This window comes from Synechococcus sp. CCAP 1479/10, assembly GCF_019038515.1.
Classification (GTDB): Bacteria; Cyanobacteriota; Cyanobacteriia; order PCC-6307; family Cyanobiaceae; genus Cyanobium.
This window is the reverse complement of record NZ_JAFKRJ010000026.1, coordinates 392,514-416,348: the sequence shown is the minus strand read 5'-3', so window position 1 is coordinate 416,348 and position 23,835 is coordinate 392,514. Positions and strand designations below refer to the sequence as shown.

Genomic DNA, 23,835 nt, shown 5'->3' with positions numbered 1-23,835 from the left:
TAGCACTCCAGGCGAGCCTATGTGGCCCGGCCCACCGGCAGGGCTGCAGCCTGTAACGCTGCGCTGCAACCGATCGCGTCCCCGGCGGGACCTCCGTAGGCTGCTTCACATTGCTCAACGCATCCGCCGCATGTTCACGCAGGTCCGTTCCGCCAGCCGCCGGGTCAGCCCTGCCCCCACCGATGGCGCCAACGACCGGGTGGTTATGAAGGCCGTCTACGTGGTGCTCGAACCCCAGTACCAGAACGCCCTCACCACCGCCGCCACCGGCCTCAACGACCAGAACGGTCCCCTGGCGGTGGAACTCAGCGGCTACCTGATCGAGGAGCTGCGCGACCCGGCCAACTACGCCGACTTCTGCGCCGACGTGGCAGCGGCCGACGTCTTCATCGCCTCGCTGATCTTCATCGAGGACCTGGCCCAGAAGGTGGTGGACGCCGTGGCCCCCCACCGCGACCGCCTCAAGGCGGTGGTGGTGTTCCCGTCGATGCCGGAGGTGATGCGCCTCAACAAGCTGGGCACCTTCTCGATGGCCCAGCTGGGCCAGAGCAAGAGCGCCATCGCCCAGTTCATGCGCAAGCGCAAGGAAGCCAATGGGGCTGGCTTCCAGGACGCCATGCTCAAGCTGCTGAACACCCTGCCGACGGTGCTCAAGTACCTGCCGGTGGAGAAGGCGCAGGACGCCCGTTCCTTCATGCTCAGCTTCCAGTACTGGCTGGGGGGAACGCCGGACAACCTGCGGAACTTCCTGCTGATGCTGGCCGACCGCTACGTCTTCGGGAAGGCGGAGCTGGGCCGGCCCCAGCTGACGGTGGCGGACCCGGTGGTGTTCCCGGACCTGGGCATCTGGCACCCGATGGCGCCGGGCATGTTCGAGGACCTCAAGGAGTACCTCAACTGGAGCGCCAGCCGCAGTGATCTGAGCGAGAAGGCCCGCCGGGGCCCGGTGATCGGCCTGGTGCTGCAGCGCAGCCACATCGTCACCGGCGATGAGGCCCACTACGTGGCCGTGATCCAGGAACTGGAGTACCGGGGCGCCACTGTGATCCCCGTGTTCTGCGGCGGTCTCGACTTCTCCCGGCCCGTCTCCTCCTTCTTCTACGACCCCCTCAACCCGGACCAGCCGCTGGTGGACGGGGTGGTGAGCCTCACCGGCTTCGCCCTGGTGGGCGGTCCCGCCCGCCAGGACCATCCCAAGGCGATCGAGACCCTCAAGCGCCTCAACCGGCCCTACATGGTGGCCCTGCCCCTGGTCTTCCAGACCACCCAGGAGTGGGAGGAGAGCGATCTTGGCCTGCACCCGGTGCAGGTGGCCCTGCAGATCGCCATCCCCGAGCTCGATGGCGCCATCGAACCGATCGTGCTCTCGGGGCGCGACGACGCCACCGGCAAGGCCCACACCCTCCAGGATCGTGTGGATGCGATCGCCGAGCGGGCCATCCGCTGGGCGTCACTGCGGATCAAGCCCCGCGCCGAGAAGAAGCTGGCGATCACCGTGTTCAGCTTCCCCCCCGACAAGGGCAACGTGGGCACCGCCGCCTACCTCGATGTCTTCGGCTCGATCTTCCGCGTGCTGGAGGAGATGAAGGCCAAGGGCTACACGGTGGACGCCATGCCCCGCACCCCCAAGGAACTGATGGAGGCGGTGCTCAGCGATCCGGAGGCCCTGCAGGGGGCCCCCGAGCTGGCGATCGCCCACCGCATGAGCGTCGAGGAATACGAGCGGCTCACCCCCTATTCCGAGCGCCTCGAAGAGAACTGGGGCAAGCCCCCCGGCTCCCTCAACTCCGACGGCACCAACCTGCTGATCTATGGCCGCCACTTCGGCAACGTGTTCGTGGGGGTGCAGCCCACCTTCGGCTACGAGGGCGATCCGATGCGCCTGCTCTATTCGCGCAGCGCCAGCCCCCACCACGGCTTCGCCGCCTACTACACCTATCTGGAGAAGGTCTGGGGCGCCGATGCGGTGCTGCACTTCGGCACCCACGGCTCCCTGGAGTTCATGCCGGGCAAGCAGATGGGCATGAGCGAAACCTGCTACCCCGATTCCCTCATCGGCGCCCTGCCCAACCTCTACTACTACGCGGCCAACAACCCGTCGGAGGCCACCATCGCCAAGCGGCGCGGTTACGCCTCCACGATCAGCTACCTCACCCCGCCGGCTGAGAACGCCGGCCTCTACAAGGGCCTCAAGGAGCTGGGCGAGCTGGTGGGCTCCTACCAGCAGCTGCGCGAGAGCTCCCGGGGTGTGCAGATCGTCAACGCGATCATCGAAACCGCCCGCCAGTGCAACCTCGACAAGGACGTGGAGCTGCCCGAGGGCGATGCCGATGCGGCGGCCCTCGACCTCGACGGCCGCGATGGCGTGGTGGGAGCCGTGTACCGCCAGCTGATGGAGATCGAGAGCCGGCTGCTGCCCTGCGGCCTGCACACCATCGGCAAGCCGCCCACCGCCGAGGAGGCGGTCGCCACCCTGGTGAGCATCGCTGCGCTGGAGCGGGAGGAGGAGGGCCTGCGTTCCCTGCCGGGCCTGCTGGCCGAGAGCCGGGGCCGCACCATCGCCGAGGTGTACCGGGGTAACGATGAAGGCGTGCTGGCGGATGTGGAGCTCAACCGGGTGATCACCGAGGCCTGCCGTTCGGCGGTGGGCGCCATGGTCCGGGAGGTCACCGGCGCCGATGGCCGCGTCACCCTGCGGCGCAATTTCGGTTGGTTCTTCGACCTGCTGGAGCGCTTCGGCTACCGCCTCCCCTCCCCCTGGCTGAGCGCCTGCCGCCAGGCGGGCTTCCCCGATGTGGATGTCACCGAGCTGGATCGCCAGTTCGCCTACCTGCGCTTCTGCCTGGAGCAGATCTGCGCCGATATGGAGATGGAGAGCCTGCTGCGGGCCCTCGATGGTGAGTACGTCCTGCCCGGGCCCGGCGGGGATCCGATCCGCAACCCCGGCGTGCTGCCCAGTGGCAAGAACATCCATGCCCTCGATCCCCAGGCCATCCCCACCCGGGCGGCCATCGCCGCCGCCAAGGTGGTGGTCGACCGGCTGATCGAGCGCCAGAAGGCCGAGCAGGGCACCTGGCCGGAAACGATCGCCTGCGTGCTCTGGGGCACCGACAACATCAAGACCTACGGCGAATCCCTGGCCCAGATCCTCTGGTTCATCGGCGTGCGTCCGATGGCCGATTCCCTCGGCCGGGTGAACAAGCTGGAGCTCATCTCCCTCGAGGAGCTGGGCCGGCCCCGCATCGACGTGGTGGTGAACTGCTCGGGCGTGTTCCGTGACCTGTTCATCAACCAGATGGCCCTGATCGACCAGGGGGTGAAGATGGCTGCCGAGGCCGACGAGCCCCTGGAGATGAACTTCGTGCGCAAGCACAGCCAGGAGCAGGCCGCCGCCCAGGGCATCTCCCTGCGGGACGCCGCCACCCGGGTGTTCTCCAATGCCAGCGGCAGCTACTCCTCCAACGTCAACCTGGCGGTCGAGAACAGCACCTGGGAGGAGGAGGGCGAGCTGCAGGAGATGTACCTCTCCCGCAAGACGTTCGCCTTCAACGCCGACAACCCCGGCGAGATGAACCAGAACCGCGAGGTGTTCGAATCGGCGATGAAGACCGCCGACGTTACCTTCCAGAACCTGGATTCGGCGGAGATCTCCCTCACCGATGTGAGCCATTACTTCGACTCCGACCCCACCAAGCTGATCGCCGGCCTGCGCGACGACGGCAAGGCCCCCACCAGCTACATCGCCGACACCACCACGGCCAACGCCCAGGTGCGCTCGTTGAGCGAAACCATCCGCCTCGATTCGCGCACCAAGCTGCTCAACCCCAAGTGGTACGAGGGCATGCTCAATTCTGGCTACGAGGGGGTACGGGAGGTGGCCAAGCGGCTCAACTTCACCCTGGGCTGGAGCGCCACCAGCGGTGCGGTCGACAATTTTGTGTATGAGGAGGCCAATGAGACCTTCATCAACGACCCGGAGATGCGCAAGCGGCTGATGGAGCTCAACCCCCACAGCTTCCGCCGCATCGTCGGCACCCTGCTGGAGGTGAACGGCCGCGGCTACTGGGAGACCTCCGACGAGAACATCGCCCAGCTGCAGGAGATCTACCAGGAGATCGAGGACCGGATCGAAGGCGTCAGCGAGTAATCCCCGCTCCGCAAAGAAAAGGGGGGCCGAAGCCCCCCTGATCATCTGTTGTCAGCCCCGCAGGGCCAACTGCAAGCAACCAACCTCAACGGCCGATCTTGGCCACCTCGGCGCGGGCCCGTGCCAGGACGGCGCCGGTGAGGGGCACGTATTCGAGCTGCCGGGCGATGTTCTGGCCCTTGGGCGAGAGACCCCAGTTGAGGAACTGGCGCAGGGTGGCGGCCTTGTCGCCGTTACCGCGCTGATAGGCGAGCACCCAGGTGAAGGAGGCGATCGGGAAGGCGTTGGCGCCGGCCGGGTTGCAGTCCTCACCGCCCATGCGCGCATCCAGGCGGATGCCGTTGAGAGCAGCCGCACCGGTGGCGTCGTTGGCCAGAACGAACTTGCCAGACTTGTTCTGAAGGGCCGCCGGGGTGATCCGCCCCTTCACGAAGGCCTGGTTGAGGTAACCGATCGAACCGGGGGTGTTCTGGATCAGGCCGGCCACGCCCTCATTGCCCTTGCCGCCGACGCCCACGGGCCACTTGACGGCCTTGGATGCTCCCACCTTCGACTTCCACTCGGGCGAGAAACAGGAGAGGGAATTGGTGAACACGGCGGTGGTGCCGGATCCGTCGGAGCGGTGAACCACAGTGATCGGGCCCTTGCCGCATTTCAGCTGATCCCAGGTGCGGATCTTGCCGAGGAAGATGTCAGCCAGCTGACGCTGGGTGAGCCTCAGGTTCTTGCAGCCGGGATTGTTGTAGGCCGGGGTGACGGTGCCGCCCATCATCGGGATCTGCAGGGCACCGCGCTGGGCGGTCACGCCCTTGGTGAATTCACCCTTGGAGGCATCCAGCATGTCATCGGTGGCGCCGAAATCGACGCTGCCGGCATGGAACTGGCGCACGCCGGCGCCGGAACCCACCGACTGGTAGTTCACCTGCCGCTTGGTTTCCCTGGCGAATTCGACCGCCCAGCGCTGATAGGCGGGAGCCGGAAAGCTGGCCCCGGCGCCGTTGATCGAATTGCTCTGGGCGATGACCGGAACCGCCAGGCCAGCCGTGACAGCGCCGGCTGCGGAGAGAATCAGGGCCTTCTTCGCGAAGGTCATCAGAATGGCCAATTTTGGGGCAAGTTATGAATAGCAACCCGCTCTGACCGTTTGTGTTATGGAGAGGTTAACGGGTGTTCAAGGATTGAATCTCCCCATGGCGGCTGGCCTGGAGCGGCGCCGGGGACGGCCAAGGTCCAGAATGAGAACCGTTATCAGTCCTATCTCCGGCTGAGCGGCTGTCCGTCCCGACCCCCATGGTCCAGATCCCCGTCACCGTGCTCACCGGTTTCCTCGGCGCCGGCAAGACCACGCTGCTCAACCGCATCCTTTCCGGCCAGCAGGGGACGCGCACCGCCGTGCTGGTGAATGAGTTCGGCGAGATCGGTATCGACAACGAGCTGGTGGTGGCCACCAGTGAAGCCATGGTCGAGCTCAGCAACGGCTGCATCTGCTGCTCGATCAACGGCGAGCTCAAGGCGGCGGTGCACCGGGTGCTGGACCGCCCTGACCCGGTCGACTACATCGTCGTGGAGACCACCGGTCTGGCCGATCCCCTGCCCGTGGCCATGACCTTCCTGGCCGGGGACTTCCGCGACCGCCTGCGCCTTGATTCGATCATCACCCTGATCGATGCCGAACACTTCGAGGCCACCGCCTGCGCCAGCCCGATCGCCCGGGCCCAGGTGGTCTACGGCGACATCCTGGTGCTCAACAAATGCGATCTGGTGGATGAGGAGCGACTGGCCGCCGTGGAGGCCAGCCTGCGGGAGATCAAGGCCGATGCCCGCCTGCTGCGCGCCGACCACTCCGGCGTGCCGCTGGCCATGCTGCTGAGCGTGGGCCTGTTCGAAACCGATCGGCTGGTGAGCCTGCAGGCTGAGGAGGAGGCTCGCGAGGAGGCCCCTGGGCACGACAATCACCATCACGTGCACGCCCACCACCACGCCCATACCCCCGAGCTGGAGGGCTTCCAATCGGTGTCCCTGGCGGTGGAGGCCCCGTTCGATCTGCGCCGGTTCCAGCACTTCCTCGACAACCAGCTTCCCGCCTCCGTCTTCCGGGCCAAGGGGGTGCTCTGGTTCCGGGAGAGCGAGCGCCGCCACCTGTTCCACCTCTGCGGCAAGCGCTTCACCATCGATGATTCCGACTGGCCCGACGGCGCCCCGCGCCACACGAGGGTGGTGGCGATCGGCAGGGACCTGGATACCAGCAGCCTGCGGGCCCAGCTGGAAGCCTGCGTGGTGGCGCCATGAGAGGGGTGGTTCTGGTCTCCGGACCGCCGGGCTGCGGCAAGACCAGCTGGATCCTGAGCCGCCTGCAGGAGCACCGGGGCCCCCGCGTCTATCGGCGTCTGGAAGGCGTCGATCCCGAGGGGCGCCCCCTGGCCCTGGATGGGGGCCTCGATCAGGCCTTTCTCCACGACCAGATCCCTGACCTGCGTGAGCTGGCTGACGGATCCCAGGACCCCGCACCGGAGGCGGAGGGCCTGCTGGCCCTGATCGAGCTGCCCCTCTTCGGGCCCGAGATTCCCGAGACGCTCGCCCTGGGCCTGCGGCCGGATCGCCACCTCCATTTCGGTCGTGACAGCGAGCTGCCGCGTCAGGACACCCTGGTGTTCGGGGCCCTGGACTCCTGGAGCCTGGATCTGGTGACGGAGGTCTGGGATCCCGCCAGCGTGAACAGCTTCTGGTTCGAGCTGGTCAATGGGGCCTACGGCGATGTCTACCGCGCCAAGGCCCTGGTGAACCTGCCCGATGGCCGGGGCTTCCTCTTCAACTGGATGGTGAGCTGCAGCGGCACCCAGTTTCTGCCGCTGCGGAGCGTCGCGCCGCCCCATGGACGGCCCATGCGCCTCTCAAGGCTGGTGGTGCAGGGCAAGGGCCTGGACACGGCCGGCCTCCAGACCACGATCGCCGACTGCCTGATCAGTGATGCCGTTCTGGAGCTGCAGCAGGCCCCCCGCCGCTCCCAGGGCGAGCCGCTTCCCGCCACCGGCTGACGCCTTCCATCCGATCCTGCCCTCCCCGTTCCCCATGGCCCACGCCGTTCTCTCCTGCCTGCACGCCAACCTGGCCGCCCTCGAAGCCGTGCTGGACGACATCGATCGGCTCGGCGTCGACACGATCACCTGCCTGGGGGATCTGGTGGGCTATGGCCCCCAGCCCAATGAGGTGGTCGAGCTGGTCCGCTCCCGCGGCATCCCCACCTGCCAGGGCTGCTGGGACGAGGACATCATCGAGGGGCTCAATGCCTGTGAGTGCAGCTATCCCTCCCAGCTGGCGGAGCGGCGGGGGCAGCTGGCCCACCACTGGACCGCCGCCCAGCTGAGCCCGGACAACAAGGACTTCCTGGCCAGCCTGCCGCTGTCCCTGCGCCGCGATGGCCTGGTGTTCGTGCATGGCAGCCCCAACAGCCAGCACGAGTACCTGCTGCCGGACATGGAGGCCTTTGCCGCCCTGGAGCGGGTCGTCTCGGCCGGGGCCGACATGCTCTTCTGCGGCCACACCCACCGCCCCTATGTGCGCGAGTTCCGTGAGGGCTCGATCGAGCTGCGGCTGCGCCGTCCCGATAGCGGTCCCGGGCAGGAGTCCGAGCGCCGGATGGATCTTCCCGTTCGCCGCATTGTCAACGCCGGCTCGGTGGGCGAGCCGCGGCACGGGGGCACCGAGGCCACCTACGTGATCCACGACGGGGACCGTGACACCGTGGAGATCCGCCAGGTTCCCTACGACGTCGAACGCACCTGCCGGGCGATCCTGGCTGCGGGCCTGCCGCCTCCGTTCGCCTGGCGCCTGCGCCACGGGTTCGAGTACGCCGAGCGGGCCGACGACGCCAGCCACGTGTGTGAGCGCTGATGGCACGGTGGGCATTGCTGAGTGGCCTGGGCGGCGACCTGGACGTTTATGAGGCGGTTCTGGCCGACCTGCGTCGCCGCCGGGTGGACACCCTCTTCCTGCTGGGGGATCTGATCGGCCCGGAGCGGGATTGCCGGCCGCTGCTGGAGCGCCTGCAGCATCCGCGCCGGGGGGAGCTGCGAGCGCACTGCATCTACGGCTGGTGGGAAGAGCAGCTGCTGGCGGAACGGGGCTACCGCGGCGAGCGTCGGGCCGAGGCCCTGCGACGGGAATCTGGAGAGGACGCCGTGCAGGCCCTGCTTCGGGCCGTGGATCCCGGCCTCATGGACTGGCTGGCCGCCCTGCGCTTCGGCTTCGTCGAACTCGACTGCGCCCTGCTGCATGGCAGCTCCGCCGACGTGGGGGACAGCCTCGGCAGCGCCACGGATCCCCTGTGCCTGCTGGATCGCCTCACCCGCATGGACGTGAACCGCCTGTTCACGGCCCGCAGCGGCGAACAGTTCAGCGTCTCGCTCTGCGGCGGGGGGATCACCGCACGGGTGCGGGATCTCGAGGGGGAACGGCAGCTGCGCCAGAGTGTGCCCAGTCGCCAGGTGATCGGCGTGGGCCGCGGGCTTCAGTACACCCTCTACGACCCGGGCACCGACCACCTCGATTTCCGCACGGCCCCTGACCCGGCCCGGGTGCGCCGCAGGGGGTTCGCATGACGGCGGTGTTCGGCGGCGCGGTGGAAACACTGAGCCTCGATCTGAACGGCCGGCGGCTGCAGATCGTGACCGAGCGCAGCGGGCCGCAGGGTGCTCCCATCTGGCTGCTGCTGCCGGCCCTGAGCACCGTGTCGAGCCGCAGCGAGTGGCAGCCGCTGGTCACGGCCGTGCACGACCGGGTCCAGCTGGTGAGTTTCGACTGGCCGGGCTTCGGTGACAGTGACCGTCCGGCGCTCGCCTACGACGCCGCCCTGCTGCGCTCCAGCCTTGAAGCGGTCCTCACCGACCTGGAGGCCCGCCAGCTCGGCCCCCTCACCGTGGTGGCCGCCGGGCACAGCGCCCCCCTGGCCCTGGCCCTGGCGAGCGCGTGGTCCGGCCGCTGGAGCCGCTTCGTCGCGGTGGCGCCCACCTGGCGGGGGCCCCTGCCCACGATGACGGGCTGGTCGCCGGGGCGTTTCGGCTGGCTGCGGCGGCTGGTGGCCCTGCCGCTGATCGGCCCGGCGCTCTACCGGCTGAACACCAGCCGGGCCATGCTCCGGCTGATGCTGCGGCGGCACGTGTGGCTGGATCCAGGCCTGCTGACGCCGGATCGCCTGCGGCAGCAGCAGCGGCTGGCCCGGCGCCGCGGCTCCCGCTTCGCCAGTGCCGCCTTCGTCAGCGGCGGGCTCGATGCCGCAGGCGAGAGCGGCTGGTGGCTGGAGCAGGCCCGTTCTCTGCAGTGTCCGTTTCAGGTGGTGCTGGCGACGGCGGCCCCGCCCCGGTCCACCCGGGAGATGGAACTTCTGGCCCAGACCGCCGATGGGGTGACCCGCCTTCCCGGCCGGCTCGGCCTGCACCAGGAGTTCGGCGCCCTGCTGGGGCGGCGGTTGCTGGAGGTGCAGGGACCGATGGGCTGATCGCAGCCCCGCAGATTCCGGCTGGACAGCATCAACAACAGCGGCCATATGTTCCGTTTGTCGATGGTGCCCGTAGCCAATGTCACGTGTGAGTGTGTGAAAGCTCCTGCCCCGGCCTCCGCCTCGGGCTATGGATAGGGAGTGATTCCCGCCGTGCCTGTGAAAGAGCTCACCAGTGCCATCAACCAACACCTGGCCGCTGAGTTCCAGGCCGGGCACACCTATCTGGCCATGTCGATCTGGCTGCGGGAAAAGGATCTGGCCGGCTTCTCCGCCTACATGCACGAGAAGAGCCAGGAGGAGCGCGACCATGCGGCCCGCATGATCGCCTATCTGGTGGACAGCGACGAACAGGTGGAACTGCCCACGATCGAGGCTCCGGAACGCAGCTGGCCCTCGGTGCAGATGCTGTTCGATCAGGTCTACGACATGGAGAAGGGCGTCACCGCCTCGATCAACCGGCTCTACGCCATGGCCGAGAGCATGGGGGAACGCAGCGCCACGGCCATGCTCGATTGGTTCGTGGCCGAGCAGCTCCAGGAGGAGGCCGAAGCCCGCTTCGTGCGCAAGCGCCTGCGGCTGGCCGGCGACAACAGCGCCGCCCTGCTGCTGCTGGACCAGCAGTTCCTCGAGGGGACGGCCCTGACCCACGTCAAAGGGGGCCTCAGCGGCACCAGGGGCGCCTGACGGCCTATGGCGTCATCCCGTTACCGTAGTCATACGCTCCGACTGAATCGACGGGCGCCCCCAGTCGATGCCCGTCCCTGATCGCACGGGCACCGCCAGCTGTTGCCCGGTCGGCCCTGGCTCCTGCCATGGCCCCGGGGAGGGAGGACGCCGCGGCGATGGGCAGGGGTTGCAGCTCGCCCTGCTCGGCATGCCGAATACCGGCAAGTCGACTCTCTTCAACCGGCTCACCGGCGGCCATGCGCAGATCGCCAACTGGCCGGGTCTGACGGTGGAACTGCTGAGGGGCCCCATGGCCGCCGACCACAACGGCACCCGCTACGAGCTGGTGGATCTGCCGGGCATCCACGACCTCAGCGGCAGCAGCGAAGACGAGGCCGTGGTGCAGCGCTACATGCAGAACACCCCGCCCAATCTGGTGGTCGTGGTGCTCAACGCCAGCCAGATCAGCGGCCAGCTGCGCCTGCTCCTCCAGATGCGGCAGCTGGGACTGCCGGTGGTGGCCGCGCTCAACATGAGCGACGAGGCCCAGCGCTACGGCATGGCGATCGATCACCTGGGTCTGTCCCAGGCCCTCGGCCTGCCGGTGCTGCCGGTGAGCGCCAAGCGGAACCAGGGAATCGCCGCCCTGATCAACCAGTTGCACCGCTGGGGGGAGGCGCCGAGGCCGGCGGCCCCGGCCGGTGGGCCCCTGCCGCTGGAGCCCGCCGCCATGGACGCCTGGCAGCAGGAGCTGGTGGCCCGCCACGTGACCCTGCCGGAGGGGTTGCCGCTGCAGCGCACCCGCCTGGCGGATCGGTGGCTGCTCCATCCAGTGCTGGGCGTGGTGCTGTTCCTGGCGATCGTGCTGGCGGTGTTCCAGCTGCTGTACGCGGTCAGCACGCCGCTCCAGGACCTGCTCGGCTTCGGGCTCGATTGGATTCGCCAGGCCTGGCTGGAGCCGGGCCTGCAGGGGTTGGGCTCGCCGGACTGGCTGCAGAGCTTCCTGCTCGATGGCCTCTGGCTGGGGGTGAGCACGGTGGCCACCTTCCTGCCGCTGATCTTCCTCTTCTACGTGCTGATCGGCATCATCGAGGACTCGGGCTATCTGCCGCGGGCCGCCTTTCTGATGGACGGCTTCATGCGCTGGCTGGGGCTGGACGGGCGGGCGTTCGTGCTGCAGGTCATGGGGTTCGGCTGCAACGTGCCCTCGATCATGGGGACGCGGGTGATCCGGGACCGCAGCCTGCGCCTGCTGGCGATGCTGTGCATTCCCTTTGCCCTCTGCCAGGCCAGGCTGACGGTGTTCATCTTTCTGGCCGGCGTCTTCTTCCCGAGGCCCTGGTGGGCGCCTGGGCTGGTGCTGTTCGGTTTCTACGGGATGAGTTTTGCGGCGGCCGTGATCACGGGCCTGGTGTTCAAGCGCGCCTTCCCGGGTGATGGCGCCTTCGTGCTGGAGCTGCCCCCCTACCGGGCACCCAGCCTCGGCACGATCCTGCGCCGTGGCTGGACGTCGATGCTGAATTTCATGGTCACCACGCGGGTGTTCATCCTCGTGGGAGCCGCGGCGATCTGGCTGCTCACCCACCTTCCTCCGGGGGCCGGCGGGGGATCGGGACCGTCCCTGGCCTCTGGGATCGGCCATCTGTTCCAGCCGCTGCTGGGGCCGATCGGCATGAACCCGGAGCTCACCGTCTCGCTGTTCTTCGGCTTCATCGCCAAGGAGATCCTGCTGGGGGCAATGGCGGTGATCTATGGCACCACCGAAGCGGGTCTGGGTGGAGCGATTCACGGCGCCATCACGCCACTGCAGTCGCTCAGCTTCATGACGTTCGTGCTGCTCTACACCCCCTGCCTCGGAACGGTGGCGGCCCAGATCCAGGAATCCAGGAGCCGGACCTTCGCCCTGCTGTCCCTCTCCTGGTCGCTGCTCCTGGCCTGGCTGATGGCCCTGATCGTCTATCAGGGGGGCACCTTCATCCTGGCCTTCCGCTGAACGGCTCAGCGCGGCGGGAGAGGGGACACTTCCATGTCGGCGGCCTGTTCATCGCGCAGCATGAACTCGAGCAGACCACTGGACAGGTGAAGAATTCCGCCTGGCCTGCCCCTGCGCAGCACTTCCACCTCCACACCGGGACGCACCCCCATGGCCCGCAGCCGACGTTGCAGTTCCGGATGGGCGGGCAGGCAGGTGATGGTGACCCGGGATCCCACCGGCACCTGCTTCAGGGTCATCGGATCGATGGCCATGATCAGGAACGGGCATCCACGGCTTCGGAGAGCTGCTGCAGCGTCGGATGATGTTGATGGGAGGTTGAATGGATCGTCCCATCCCCGATCATGGCGACGACACGGGCCAGTTCGGTGGGATTCCCCCGGTGGAAGTGGGGCTGGTCCCGTTTGAAATTTCCAAGGGCCGTTTCTGCATTGTAGTCCCGCTTGAGTCTTTCAAGCTCGCTGACCAGCTGCTGCTTGTCGTTGTTGTAGACGATGAAGTTCTCCGGTAATCGGCCACCTTGTCCGGACTCCGGTGCCTCAAAGAAGTGGGCGTGACACCAGTTGGCATAGGGCGTCAGGATGACGCCACCACAGGCCTGCACCTCACAGATCGGTAGTCCAAATGATTCAGTGTGTGCAATGAAATAGAGGCTGCAGCTCCTATAGATCTTACGGATCTCTGCCATGGAATAGCTGTCATGGAGCACCTTGAAGGGGATGCCAGCCTCGAGGCAGGCCTGAATCTGTATGGCCCGCTCGGGCAGATGATTGGGTCGCTCGAAATCAATCAGAGCACAGATCTCCCTGGGCTCAATGGCAAGGGAGGGATCGATCAGGTTGATGCCGATGCGTGAATAGCTCTCCGCACCTGGCAAAACGGGATACTCGGACACTTCGGTGATGCAGAGATGGTGGTCATAGCGATTGGTCCCCCAGTGGTTGCCTTTGGGAACGCGCTTGCTCGCCACGCAGCCATGGATCCACTTCACCCAGTTGTTGCGGCTGCCGAGGTAAACCAGATCATAGAGAAGGATGGGCAGGCGAGGAACGTCACGGCGGAGCCGTTCGTCATCAAAGAGAAGATCGTAAAAGGCACGGGGCATGTGACCCACGATCACGGCGACGTCAACCGTCCGGAGGCAGCGCAGAAGCCTCTGATAGTTCAGCCATGCTGCACATCCTTCGGCAAGCTGAAACACTTTTCCTTTCCAGTTCGCCCCTTTCCCAGACCCTCTCAACTGCTTGCGGGGCAGCGACTCCAGACCGTCGTACAGGAGGATGGCCTCCACACCGATCTCCTTGAACATGCGCTCCAGACCCTCCGCCAGGGGCCGGTAGAAGCTGTTGGCGCGATTGGCCAGGATGGCGACTCTCAAGTGCGTTCCTCATCCAGTGCCGATGGGAGGTTACCGAGGTTCTGGGTTTCGATTCAACCGATCCACATGGTTCTGAGCATCGGCCGTGACCCCGGTGACCTCACGAACCAGCCGTCTCCAGGTGCGCCACCCCCAGGCCGCATCCGGGGCAGGGGCGCATCGGGTAGGTGTTGAAGGGGAAGCGGGGGGGCTGGAAGGGCTCGATGCCCCGGCGCCGGTCGAAGCGCACCATGCCGACACGGCCGCTGTGCGCCACCACCAGCGCCGTGCGCCCCAGCCGGCGCTGGCTGCGGGCCCAGCTGCCGGTGTTGTAGTAGGTGATGTGGCAGGGGCCCCGGTCGTCACCGGAGGGTTCCGGCAGGGCCAGCGGCGTGGCTTCGGGGATGTGGGTGTGGCCGTTGATCAGCCCGTCGAGGGGCTCCGGACCGTGCCGCTCCCGCTGCAGGTGCCGGACGATCCCGCGCTTGATCAGCCGGTCGTGGCCGGTGCGGCTCTTGAGGGCACTCTCGAGCACGAAGGCCAGGGAGAAACCACCGGAGGAGTTGAGGCCCCGACTCACCGGGATGGGCCATTCCCGGTGGCTGGCCAGCAGATCCACGGCGCTTTGCAGGATCGCCTCGGCGTTCCATCCGGCCGACAGCGCTCCGCCGGCCGGCCGGGTGAAGGGGGAGAGCAGGCCGTTGATGCCGGCGCTGTAGTGCTCCTGCAGGCGGGCCAGCCCTTCGGCGGCGTCGGCGTGGAAGCGGATCAGCCGGTCGTACTCGTCGCCGTGGCGGACCAGCAGCCGCTGTCCCGCTGGGGTGCGGTAGACGGCCTGGCGCCGGATGGCGAAACCGGGCCGCTCCAGGCCGGCATGACGGCGCAGGTAGGCGTCGTGGTTGCCGGGGATGTAGACGATCGCCACCCCCGCACGCTGCAGGGCCTCGAACTGCTCGATCACCCGTCGATGGGAAGCCCGCAGCAGCCCTGTCTTCTTCAGGGCCTCACTGGCCGGTGGATCTCCGCTGCCCCCGGCAAGGAGGGCGTCGATCCGATCGGTGAGAAAGGACGCATCGACATTGGCGTTGAAGCGGATCGCCTGCAGATCGATGATGTCGCCGACCAGAAACAGGGTTCTCGGGCGGATGCACTCCAGGAAGGCCGCCAGGTGGCCGGCCTCGCATTGATTGGAGCCCAGATGCAGATCCGAGATGAACAGGGCGTCACAACTGAGCACGGACTTCTGGCGAGAGTTCTGGTGCCCGGTGGTTTGGGTGCTGGATGCCAGCCCACAGCGCCATGGTGACATGCACACCGTGCCGATTCCGGCTGGACAGGGTTGAAGAAACAGGATCGAATCGCCCCGTCTCCGCCTCACTGTCCAAGAGGAATAGCGTTGCTTTTCGTCCGTCGCGTGGCGCACCTCTTCAGGTGATCGATGGGCTGGTCGCGTGCCCTCCGAATCGTTCAGCCGGCCTGTTGCCAGAGGCGCAGCAGCTCCTCCCGCTGCTCCGGCGAGGGCGGCGGCAGGCGCTTCACGCCCCGGGCCGCCGGGCTGCCGCCGCCGCCATCGGCACCGCGGAACCCGACGCGGGTGAGCACCCCCTGGCCCTCCGGCGAAAGCAGAAAAGCCACGAAGCGCTCCCCGTCCTCCGCCCGCCCGGCCGCCTCCCCCCGGAGCACGGCGGCTGCCAGCACCGTCTCGATGGTCGGGTCGGGGAACAGCAGCAGGTAGCCCCCCGGCCGCAGGCGGCCGGCCTCCCCCTGGCGTGCCAGGGCGGAGGCCTCGTAGACCAGCGCCAGGTCACCTTCGTTGGGGCCGCCGCTGATGAACTCCTGCAGCAGGATGTCGGTGGAACGGGCCGGTCGGTAGACGGCCCGGCGCAGGGCGGCGGCACAGTCGGGGCCGTTCTGGTCCTGGCACCAGAGCGCCAGGGTCAGCTGGCCGGAGTTGGAGCGCATCGGATCGGCGCTGCGCAGATCGAAACTGCCCCAGCTCTGGGGGGCGCCCAGGGCCCCCCACTGCCCCGCCGCCGCGGTCCGCCGCAGCAGTGGCCAGGAGAAGCGCCCATCCGGGAACAGCTTCTGGACCCGCTCCGGCCAGGCCACGGCCACCAGCAGGGTGCGGGCCACGGGCACGGGGGCCTGCAGGAACGCCGGCGCTCCGCCTTCGGCCCGCAGCTCGGCGGCCAGCTGGCTGAGCAGATCCCGGTTGGCGGGAATCAGCACCCGCGGCCGCTCCGGGCCCTCCTCCCGGGCGCGGTTGACCATGTCCTGGGAGCCCTGCACCCTCCAGGCCAGGTCGATGCCCCCCTGGCGACGTTCGAACAGAGGTTCGAGTTCGGTCATGGCGCCGGCCAGCTCCGAACCCACCGCCACCATCAGGGGGCGCCGCAGGCCAGGAAGGGGGGCCGTCGCCAGGGCCAGGGACGCCCCGGCGATCAGCAGAGAAAGCAGGCGCCGGCGGGTCAGGGTCGCTGCCAAGGGGAGCGGTCCGGGTTCGCTGCAGTCTGCTCGCCGCCGCCCGGATCCACGACGGTTGCCAGCAGAATGGGACCGTCGTTCAGCGCCGCTCCATGGCACGGGCCCAGCGGTCGGCCGGCCTCAGCACAGCGCTCCTTGCCCTGCCGCTCCTCGCCCTGCCGATCAGCGGCTGCCAGCTCCTGGCCCCGCCGCCGCTGGAGCTGGAGATGCTGGTGGGCAGCGCCCTCAAGGGCTTCTGCCAGGAGGCGGCCAAGGCCATCGCCCAGGCCCCGCCCCGGCTGGCCGACCGCACCCCGGTGCTGCTGCGCTGCCGTGCCGCCGGCAGCGGCGATGTGGTCAGCGAGATGGAAAGCCACGCCCGGGGCGTGCTCCAGGGCGGCCAGGCGGCCGATGACCCGCGCATCCCCACCTTGCTGTCGGTGGATGGCGAGATCTATCTCGACCTGCTGCGGCACCGCCTGCAGCGCCTGGCCCCCACCCGGGAGCTGATCCCGGCGCCGGCCGATGCGCCGGCCCTGGCCTCCAGCCCGATGGTGTTCATGACCCCCCCGGCCCTGGCGAAGGGTCTCGACCGTCCCGATCCTTTCATCGCCCTGGCCCGCAGCAGCGACCACCGCCAGCTGGATCCGGCCGGTCCCTCCCAGCCGATCCGCTTCGTCCACACCGCCCCGACCCGCTCCAACTCGGGCCTCCAGACCCTGGTGGCGATGGTGGCCGAGGTGGCCGGCAAGCGGCCCGAAGCCCTCACCCTCGTCGATGTGCAGGCCCACGGCGACCAGGTGGCGGCGATCCAGCGGCACGTGACCCGCTACGGCAGCTCCACCGACGAACTCGCCCGGGCCATGCAGCGCAACGGTCCCTTCTGGGCCTCGGTGGGGTCGGTCTACGAGTCGTCGGTGGTGGCGGTGAACGCCTCCCGCCAGGGCGACCAGGAGCCCCTCCAGGCGGTGTACCCGAGGGCCACCTACGCCAGCACGATGCGGGCCATCCTCCCGGAGGCCCCCTGGGTGTCGCCGCAGGAAAAGCAGGCGGCCCAGCTGCTCATCGAGCGCCTCCAGCGCGAGGACGTGCAGCGCCTGGCGGCCGACCAGGGTCTGCGGCCGGCCAACCCGGCGGTGCCCCCCAGCCGCGTCACGGCGGCCTACGGCGCCGACCCCCGGGCTGTGTACGACTCGCTGCGGGCCCCGAAACCGGTGGTGGTGGAGGCGATCATCACCCTCTGGCGCAACCAGGCCAAGAAGCCCTCCCGGGTGGCCCTGGTGGTGGACAGCTCCGGTTCGATGAAGGGGGAGAAGCTGCCGGCGGCCCAACGCTCCCTGCAGGCGTACCTGGCCCAGATCGGTCCGCGGGACACCGTGGGCCTGTTCGACTTCGACAACCGGCTGCGGCCGCCGGTGGTGGTGACCGGTGGCAATACGGGTGGTGAGCCGGCGGGGCGCTTCATCGCCTCCCTGGACGCGGAGGGCGGCACCGTCCTCTACGACGCCATCCGCCAGGGTCGCGACTGGCTGCGCTCCACCCGGCGCCCCGGAGAGATCCTGGCGGTGGTGGTGCTCACCGATGGCCAGGACAACGGCTCGCGGCTTTCCCTCGAGGGGCTGGGCGGTGAGCTGAAGCGCAGCGGCTTCGCCAGCGATGAGCGCATCGGTGTGTTCACGATGGGCTACGGCAACCAGGGGGATTTCGACGCCGACGTGCTGCGCCGCATCGCCGAAAGCAATGGCGGCGACTTCACCACCGGCACGGCGGACAGCATCCGGCGCCGCATGGAAGATCTGCAGATGGCGTTCTGATGGCGGTGGCGTCCGGCTGGTCCAACCCCCTCGACCATCCCCTGGCGGTCGCGGCCGGCGGCCTGGGCCTGGTGCTGCTGGTGCGCGCCGGCGGGGTGGGCCTTCCTGTGGCCCTTGCGGCGGCGGTCGGGCTGAGCGTTGCCTGCGCGGCCCTGCTCTCCCGTCTGGGGGCGGCCGGACGGCGCAGCCGCAGCCAGCGGCTCCATGACCAGCGCCTCGATGCGGGACTGGAGGAGGCCCTGGAGCGGGCCGGTGGCCTGGCGGTGACGGCGCTGGCGTTGCGGGAGGAGGCCGTGGCCCGCTTCACGGATCCAGGGCATCTGGAGGCCCTGGGCAGCGTCCAGCTCTGCTGTGAGCGGCTGCAGCAGCTGCCGGAGCGGCTGCGGGAACGGCGGCCGCTGCTGGAATCCGGCGGCGGGCAGCGCCTCGATCCGGAGGACCTGGCGCGCCGCCTGGCGCGGGAGGAGAAGGCCCTGCAGCGGGAGGCGGAGGGGCCCCTGCGCCACGAGCGCCGGCGGCTGATCGACCAGCTGCGCCGCAACCTGCATGCGGCGCGCCAGGGGATGGATGAACGGGAGGCCCGGCTGCTGGCCCTGGGCACCCGGCTGGAGGCCATCGACGGCGGCCTGCAGCAGCTGCGCCGCCAGATCGATCACCAGTGGCCCAGCACCGAGGCCAGCGACGCCGCCATGGCGACGGCGATCGAGCCGCTCGATGAGGCCATCGATCAGATCGAGCGCTCCCTCGACGCCGGCACCGCCTGATCCGCCAGCAGCGGCCCGCCGGCGAGCCGGCGGATCGCCACCACCCCGGGGCGGGGGGCCCGGCCGGGAACGCCGGAGGGCCAGTTGGAGCCCAGGGGCACCCAGCGCAGCTGCTCGAAGGGGCGACCGGAGCGGTCCACCAGCCGGTGGGCCTGGGCCTCACGGGCCTCCGCAGAAGGGCGGGTGCCGTTGTCTTCGCCCGGGTGCTGCACCGCCAGGAACAGGGTGGATTCGCCGTCGTCGAAGCAGGGCCCGGTGAGCTCGCACTCCATCGGTCCGGTGGCGAAGCAGAAGGCCTCCCCGGCATGGGGGCCACGGCTGGGCAGCACCCAGCAGCTGTTGTTGCCGAACAGATCGAGATCGGCTGATCTGGTTGAGCGGTCGGTCACCATCCAGATGGTCCCCTGCCGGTCGATGGCGAGGTTGTCGGGATTGGCGAAGCCCATCCCCCCCTGCCACGGGGCCCCGCCGGTGGCCACCATCCGCCAGCGGAAGGATCCGCCCCGGGCCGCACCGTCGTCGGCCAGGCCCATGATCCAGCCGTAGGGCCAGGTGGCCTGACCTTTGGGCCCGTGGAAGATGGCCGGGTCAGCCCGGCCGTCGTCGCTGCCGCCGCCGGCGGTGAAGGCGATCAGCAGGTCGCCGCTGAGCGGATCGATCACCGTGTCCTCGGGCCGGGCCGCGGGGGTGGCGCCGATGGCACAGGCGGCCAGGTGGGCATCGATCAGGATCGCCCCCATCCGCTCCTCCCCCTCGCCGGGGTAGAGGTCGGCCAGGGTGGCGAAGCGGCGCCGGTAGGCCGCCACGGCCGCGTCGCTGGCGAAGGCTTCGGCCCCGGGCCTGCGGCGGTCGCTGTGGGGCAGCAGCACCGCCTGCTCCACCCCGAAGCGGGCGAAATGGCCTGGGCCCAGCGGCGCCACCGGGGTGCTGGGCTCCAGGGGCAGCCAGCGCCCCCGGCCCCCGCCGCCCTTGGAGCTGGGCGGATCGAAGCGGGCCACCTCGAGCCGGCCGGCGCTGAACAGCTCCGAGTTGGCCGGGTCGGCCGGATCGCGGATCCGCGCGTCGCTGACGAAGCGGTAGAGGTGGCCGCCGTGGCGGTCGCAGCCGGAATAAACGATCAGGGGCTGGCCGGCGACGGCCTTCACGGCCACCGCCTCGTGGCGGAAGCGGCCCAGCCAGCTGTGCTTCACGGCGGGGCGTTCGGGCCGGCGCGGGTCGAGTTCCACCATCCAGCCGTACTTGTTGCCCGCCAGGCCGAAGGGGTTGCCGAGGCCGTCGAGGCGCTGGCCGTCATAGGCGAAGGGGCGGGCGGCGGGGGAGACGGAGGAGCCGTCGGCGTGGACGGCCTCGGCCACCTGGCTCTGCATGTTCTCCTCGGCGCTGAGCACCGTGCCCCAGGGGGTCTCGCCGCCGGCGCAGTTGGCGAAGCTGCCGATGATCGCGTCCCCCAGCCCGTCGTCATAGCCGAGCCGCTGGCGGCGCCGGAACACGGCCGCCGCCGGCCCGGAGGTGCGCAGGCGCCGGGCGGGGTCGCGCCAGCCGCTGAGGCCGGTGATGCGGCGATCGAAGCGGCCGGGCCGGCGCCGCCAGGGGCCGTCCGGCTGCCGCTCCAGTTCGATCACGCCCACCCCCAGGTCGGCCATGGCGGCTTCCGCCAGCTGGCGGATGGTCGCCAGCAGCGGGTCGTCCGCCGCCAGGCTGGCGGCATCCACCCGGCCGCCCCGGGGCGCCAGGGCTTCGATCACGGCGTCGAACGGCACCTCGCCGCCCACCGCCTCGGCGTAGCCCTGCCGCCAGGCCCGGGCGCTGATGTACTCGAAGTTCACCGTCAGCAGGGCCCGGTCCGGGGCCAGCGACAGGAAGGAGAGGTGGTCGTTGTTGTAGCCGAAGCGGCCGTCGGCCAGCGGATCCCCCCACACCGCCAGTAGATCGGCCCGGAAGCCGTCCGGCAGCACCAGCCGGTCCTCCACTTCGATGCGGGCGTAACGGCGGCGCTGCTCCGCCGCGTCGAGCCCGTCGCTGGGCACCGGCAGGGGGGTGGGCACCGTCGGGAAGGGGGAAGCCGGCGTAGGGGCGGCCCCGGCCTTCGGGCCGGCCGCCCTCCCGGGGGCTGCCGGGGGCAGGACGACGCCGGCGAAGGAGCAGGCGCCGATCCCGAGCAGGGAGAGCAGGTCGCGTCGGTTCATCGCTGCGGGGGGCAGGGTTGGCTGCGGCGCGGGGCCAGCAGGGCCAGGTGGTTGTCCTGGAGGGCGCTGAAGTTGTCGTCCGAGGCCAGCAGCAGGGTGGGGCGGCCATCGGCCCGGACAGGCCCCGGGGTCAGGGCCTCCCAGTTGTCGGGAGGCAGGCCGGCCGCGATCAGATCCCACTGGTGGATCGGCTCCAGCACCGCCTCGGGATCGGCCTTGGCATCGGCCCCTTCCCCAGGCAGCGGGTAGTGGGCCAGAAGCACCTGCCAGCGGGCGGGGGCCTGGAAGCGCCGCAGCAGGGCCAGCAGGCCCGGCGACGGGCCGGAGCCATCGATCACCAGCAGATCGGTGACTCCCCAGCCCTCGCCGGCGGGGATGGCCAGCCGGGCCAGGGGGCGGGGCTTCGGCCCGGTGGGCTCCAGCGACCAGCCCAGCAGCCGCACCTGGGCGGGGGGGTCCTGCTTCAGGGGGGATTCAGCGGCCATCAGCAGCACGTCCGTCCGCCCCGGACGGCGCAGCAGGGCCAGGGACTCGGGGCCCTGGTTGGCTTCGAGGCCGCGCCCCGGGGCCGGTTGCCAGTCGGCGGGCAGGGGGTTGGCGCGCTGCAGCTGGCCGCTGCTTCGCTCGAAGGCCAGCAGCTGGGCCGGCCGGGCGACGCTGCGGCGCCCCTCGCTGGCCATCCAGAGCCGCTCGCCGAGCACCACCAGCCCTTCGGCGTCGATCTCCGCCGGCAGCGGGGCCTGGGGCGATCCCTTCAGCTCCAGCTGGAACAGGGGCCGCAGCGGCACCCGCCCCAGCTGCCGCACGCCGCTCCAGGCGTCCACCCGGCCCCGGGGGGCATCGCTGAGCAGCAGCAGGACATCGCTCTCGCTGCGGTAGCTGGCGGCGGAGTAGCCGCCCAGGGGCTCTCCCTCCGCCCCGCGGCGCGGCAGGCGGGCCCCCGCCACCAGTTCCCAGCCCGCCTCGGCCGGGCAGGGCAGCAGGGGCGGCGGCGGGGGAGCTGGCGGGGAGGTGGCGATCAGGGGCACGACCATGGCTGGAATTCTCCCGTCGCCGGAGCGGCGGCGGCGGCATCCCGGGACACCCGGGTTCGGGGCGGGTAGGGTCAAGGCAGCTCCGGGGGATGTGTGATGCGATCCCCATCGGGTGTCCAGCCGCCGGCAGGCGGTCTCGCGGAAGAGTCGGGCCGGCGCCTGGCGGTGCTGATCGACGCCGACAACGCCCGGGCGGCCGTGATCGAGGCGGTGCTGGAGGAGGTGGCCCGCTTCGGTGAGGCGATCGTGCGGCGCATCTACGGCGATTTCACCTCCAGCCAGAGCGCCTCCTGGAAGGCGCTGCTGAACAAGTTCTCGATCAAGCCGATGCAGCAGTTCGCCTACACCGTGGGGAAGAACGCCACCGACAGCACGATGATCATCGATGCGATGGATCTGCTCTACACCCGGCGCTTCGATGGCTTCTGCCTGGTCACCAGCGACAGCGATTTCACCGGCCTGGCGGTGCGTCTGAGGGAGGAGGGGCTGCTGGTGTATGGCTTCGGCGAGGAGAAGACCCCGGCGGCCTTCCGCAATGCCTGCCACAAGTTCCTGTTCACCGAGGTGCTGCGCACCGCCTCCCGCCAGGGGGACGCGGGCGCCGAGGTCGGGGAGGCCCTCCGGCCCCGGGATGCCGACCCCCCCGTCAGCGCCCATCCGGTCATCCCGGCCGACTTCCTGATGGAGGCGCTGGATCGCTCGGTGGACGAATCGGGCTGGACCCAGCTGGGCACCTTCGGCAGCTACCTGCAGAAGATCCAGCCTGACTTCGACACCCGCCTCTATGGCTTCCGCAAGCTCTCCGACCTGGTGCGTGGCTGCCCCTCCCTGTTCGTGATGGAGGAGCGGGAGGCCCCGAGCGGCAACCGCAGGATCGTCTACGTGCGGGCCCGCGAGGACGACTGAGGCCTCCCCCTTGCTCGACACCCTGCACCAGCCGATCACCAGCATCGCCCGGCGGGCGGTGGCCTGCCTGGACGGCCGCCAGACCGTGGCGGAGGCGCTCGCCAGCCTGCGGGGCTGTGAGATCGCCGAGCGGATCGTCTACTTCTACGTGCTGGATGCCGAGCAGCGCCTGATCGGCGTGCTGCCCCTGCGGCGCCTGCTGTCCGCCGCCGAGGACACCCCCGTGACGGCCCTGATGGTGCGCCATCCGGTGACCATCCCGGAGCACGCCACCATCCTTGAGGCCCACGAGGCCTTCGCCGATCACCGCTTCCTGGCCCTGCCGGTGGTGGACGACCGGCAGCGGGTGGTGGGGGTGGTGGACGTGACGATGTTCAGCGAGGAGGACTTCCTGCCCGACCAGCCGGCCCAGGCGGCGGCCCTGTTCGAGGCCCTCGGCTTTCGCGTCTCCCAGGTGCGGGGAGCCTCCCCCCTGCGGGCCTTCCGGTTCCGCTTCCCCTGGCTGCTGGCCACCATCGCCAGCGGCCTGGCCTGCGCCGTGCTGGTGAGCGTCTTCCAGCAGACCCTGGCCAGCAGCATCGCCCTGGCCTTCTTCCTCACCCTGGTGCTGGCCCTCGGGGAGAGCGTCAGCATCCAGAGCATGACGGTGTCGATCCAGGCGCTGCAGCTCTCGCCACCCACCTGGCGCTGGTACCGGGCCAGCCTGCGGCGGGAGCTGGCCACCGCCCTGCTGCTGGGGGTCTGCTGCGCGGCCCTGGTGGCCCTGGTGCTGGTGCTGTGGCTCGGGGCGGGGCCGGCGGCCCTGATCGTGGCGATCGCGATCGTGCTCAGCGTGGCGGCCGCCTGCTTCTACGGCCTGACCATCCCGGCCCTTTTCCATGCCCTGCGGATCGATCCCAAGATCGCCTCCGGCCCGCTCACCCTGGCGGTGGCCGACATCACCTCCATCGCCCTCTACTTCGGCCTGGCCAGCAGACTGCTCTGAGACCGATGCGGCCCTGCCCCAGC

The 23,835-nt window shown here is 69.6% G+C and carries 19 protein-coding genes; 12 read left to right on the top strand and 7 right to left on the bottom strand.

Annotated elements, in window-relative coordinates; translation table 11 throughout:
• The first annotated feature begins 130 nt into the window (after nucleotides 1–130).
• Nucleotides 131–4,147 carry a magnesium chelatase subunit H gene (locus tag KUG39_RS10255; protein WP_216914904.1) on the top strand — a complete coding sequence of 1,339 codons (4,017 nt, stop codon included), beginning with the start codon at nucleotides 131–133 and terminating at the stop codon, nucleotides 4,145–4,147.
• A gap of 85 nt (nucleotides 4,148–4,232) precedes the next feature.
• Here the strand turns inward: KUG39_RS10255 and pstS are convergent, their stop codons facing one another.
• On the bottom strand, nucleotides 4,233–5,240 hold the full coding sequence (gene pstS, locus KUG39_RS10250) for a phosphate ABC transporter substrate-binding protein PstS (protein ID WP_216914902.1): 1,008 nt from the start codon (nucleotides 5,238–5,240) through the stop codon (nucleotides 4,233–4,235).
• 197 nt (nucleotides 5,241–5,437) lie between these two features.
• Between pstS and KUG39_RS10245 the strand changes: the two genes are divergently transcribed.
• From KUG39_RS10245 to feoB, 7 genes are all read left to right on the top strand, one after another.
• The gene (locus KUG39_RS10245; protein WP_216914900.1) at nucleotides 5,438–6,436 is read left to right on the top strand and encodes a CobW family GTP-binding protein; all 999 of its coding nucleotides are present in this window, start codon (nucleotides 5,438–5,440) and stop codon (nucleotides 6,434–6,436) included.
• Complete coding sequence (locus KUG39_RS10240; RefSeq protein WP_094587176.1) at nucleotides 6,433–7,182, top strand: CobW family GTP-binding protein; 750 nt, start codon at nucleotides 6,433–6,435, stop codon at nucleotides 7,180–7,182. The genes KUG39_RS10245 and KUG39_RS10240 overlap by 4 nt, the downstream gene beginning before the upstream one ends.
• A gap of 34 nt (nucleotides 7,183–7,216) precedes the next feature.
• Nucleotides 7,217–8,038 carry a metallophosphoesterase family protein gene (locus KUG39_RS10235; protein WP_094587200.1) on the top strand — a complete coding sequence of 274 codons (822 nt, stop codon included), beginning with the start codon at nucleotides 7,217–7,219 and terminating at the stop codon, nucleotides 8,036–8,038.
• Nucleotides 8,038–8,745, top strand: coding sequence for a phosphoesterase (locus KUG39_RS10230; protein ID WP_216914899.1), 708 nt, complete (start codon nucleotides 8,038–8,040; stop codon nucleotides 8,743–8,745). The genes KUG39_RS10235 and KUG39_RS10230 overlap by 1 nt, the downstream gene beginning before the upstream one ends.
• Nucleotides 8,742–9,641 carry an alpha/beta fold hydrolase gene (locus tag KUG39_RS10225; RefSeq protein ID WP_216914897.1) on the top strand — a complete coding sequence of 300 codons (900 nt, stop codon included), beginning with the start codon at nucleotides 8,742–8,744 and terminating at the stop codon, nucleotides 9,639–9,641. The genes KUG39_RS10230 and KUG39_RS10225 overlap by 4 nt, the downstream gene beginning before the upstream one ends.
• Before the next feature lie 159 nt (nucleotides 9,642–9,800).
• The gene (locus KUG39_RS10220; protein ID WP_094587170.1) at nucleotides 9,801–10,328 is read left to right on the top strand and encodes a ferritin; all 528 of its coding nucleotides are present in this window, start codon (nucleotides 9,801–9,803) and stop codon (nucleotides 10,326–10,328) included.
• Between the two features lie 67 nt (nucleotides 10,329–10,395).
• A complete protein-coding gene (feoB, locus tag KUG39_RS10215) occupies nucleotides 10,396–12,303 on the top strand; it encodes a ferrous iron transport protein B (RefSeq protein ID WP_216914894.1) in 1,908 nt (635 codons plus the stop codon).
• Nucleotides 12,304–12,308: 5 nt separating this feature from the next.
• Here the strand turns inward: feoB and KUG39_RS10210 are convergent, their stop codons facing one another.
• The 4 genes from KUG39_RS10210 to KUG39_RS10195 form a co-directional block, all read right to left on the bottom strand.
• Entirely contained in the window at nucleotides 12,309–12,557 is a 249-nt protein-coding gene (locus KUG39_RS10210) for a FeoA family protein (protein ID WP_286193093.1), read from the bottom strand.
• 2 nt (nucleotides 12,558–12,559) lie between these two features.
• Nucleotides 12,560–13,681 (bottom strand): glycosyltransferase family protein, encoded by a 1,122-nt coding sequence (locus tag KUG39_RS10205; RefSeq protein WP_216914892.1) that lies wholly within the window; start codon nucleotides 13,679–13,681, stop codon nucleotides 12,560–12,562.
• Nucleotides 13,682–13,781: 100 nt separating this feature from the next.
• Nucleotides 13,782–14,897, bottom strand: a complete 1,116-nt coding sequence (locus tag KUG39_RS10200; RefSeq protein ID WP_216914890.1) for a UDP-2,3-diacylglucosamine diphosphatase — start codon at nucleotides 14,895–14,897, stop codon at nucleotides 13,782–13,784.
• A 230-nt stretch (nucleotides 14,898–15,127) separates the two neighbouring features.
• Nucleotides 15,128–16,144, bottom strand: coding sequence for a substrate-binding domain-containing protein (locus KUG39_RS10195; RefSeq protein ID WP_216914888.1), 1,017 nt, complete (start codon nucleotides 16,142–16,144; stop codon nucleotides 15,128–15,130).
• Nucleotides 16,145–16,236: 92 nt separating this feature from the next.
• On the opposite strand from KUG39_RS10195, the gene KUG39_RS10190 reads away from it, so the two are divergent.
• Both KUG39_RS10190 and KUG39_RS10185 read left to right on the top strand, forming a co-directional pair.
• Nucleotides 16,237–17,937 (top strand): VWA domain-containing protein, encoded by a 1,701-nt coding sequence (locus KUG39_RS10190; protein WP_216914886.1) that lies wholly within the window; start codon nucleotides 16,237–16,239, stop codon nucleotides 17,935–17,937.
• Nucleotides 17,937–18,701, top strand: a complete 765-nt coding sequence (locus KUG39_RS10185) for a coiled-coil domain-containing protein (protein WP_190609628.1) — start codon at nucleotides 17,937–17,939, stop codon at nucleotides 18,699–18,701. The genes KUG39_RS10190 and KUG39_RS10185 overlap by 1 nt, the downstream gene beginning before the upstream one ends.
• On the opposite strand, the gene KUG39_RS10180 is transcribed toward KUG39_RS10185, so the two are convergent.
• Together KUG39_RS10180 and KUG39_RS10175 are read right to left on the bottom strand one after the other, a co-directional pair.
• Nucleotides 18,665–20,887 (bottom strand): PhoX family protein, encoded by a 2,223-nt coding sequence (locus tag KUG39_RS10180; protein ID WP_216914884.1) that lies wholly within the window; start codon nucleotides 20,885–20,887, stop codon nucleotides 18,665–18,667. The genes KUG39_RS10185 and KUG39_RS10180 overlap by 37 nt on opposite strands.
• Complete coding sequence (locus KUG39_RS10175; protein WP_216914882.1) at nucleotides 20,884–21,921, bottom strand: esterase-like activity of phytase family protein; 1,038 nt, start codon at nucleotides 21,919–21,921, stop codon at nucleotides 20,884–20,886. Before KUG39_RS10175 ends, KUG39_RS10180 begins: the two co-directional genes overlap by 4 nt.
• Before the next feature lie 96 nt (nucleotides 21,922–22,017).
• On the opposite strand from KUG39_RS10175, the gene KUG39_RS10170 reads away from it, so the two are divergent.
• Together KUG39_RS10170 and KUG39_RS10165 are read left to right on the top strand one after the other, a co-directional pair.
• Nucleotides 22,018–22,827: an NYN domain-containing protein gene (locus tag KUG39_RS10170; RefSeq protein ID WP_216914880.1), complete on the top strand. Its 810-nt coding sequence runs from the start codon at nucleotides 22,018–22,020 to the stop codon at nucleotides 22,825–22,827.
• Nucleotides 22,828–22,837: 10 nt separating this feature from the next.
• The gene (locus tag KUG39_RS10165; protein ID WP_216914878.1) at nucleotides 22,838–23,812 is read left to right on the top strand and encodes a magnesium transporter; all 975 of its coding nucleotides are present in this window, start codon (nucleotides 22,838–22,840) and stop codon (nucleotides 23,810–23,812) included.
• Nucleotides 23,813–23,835: the final 23 nt, after the last annotated feature.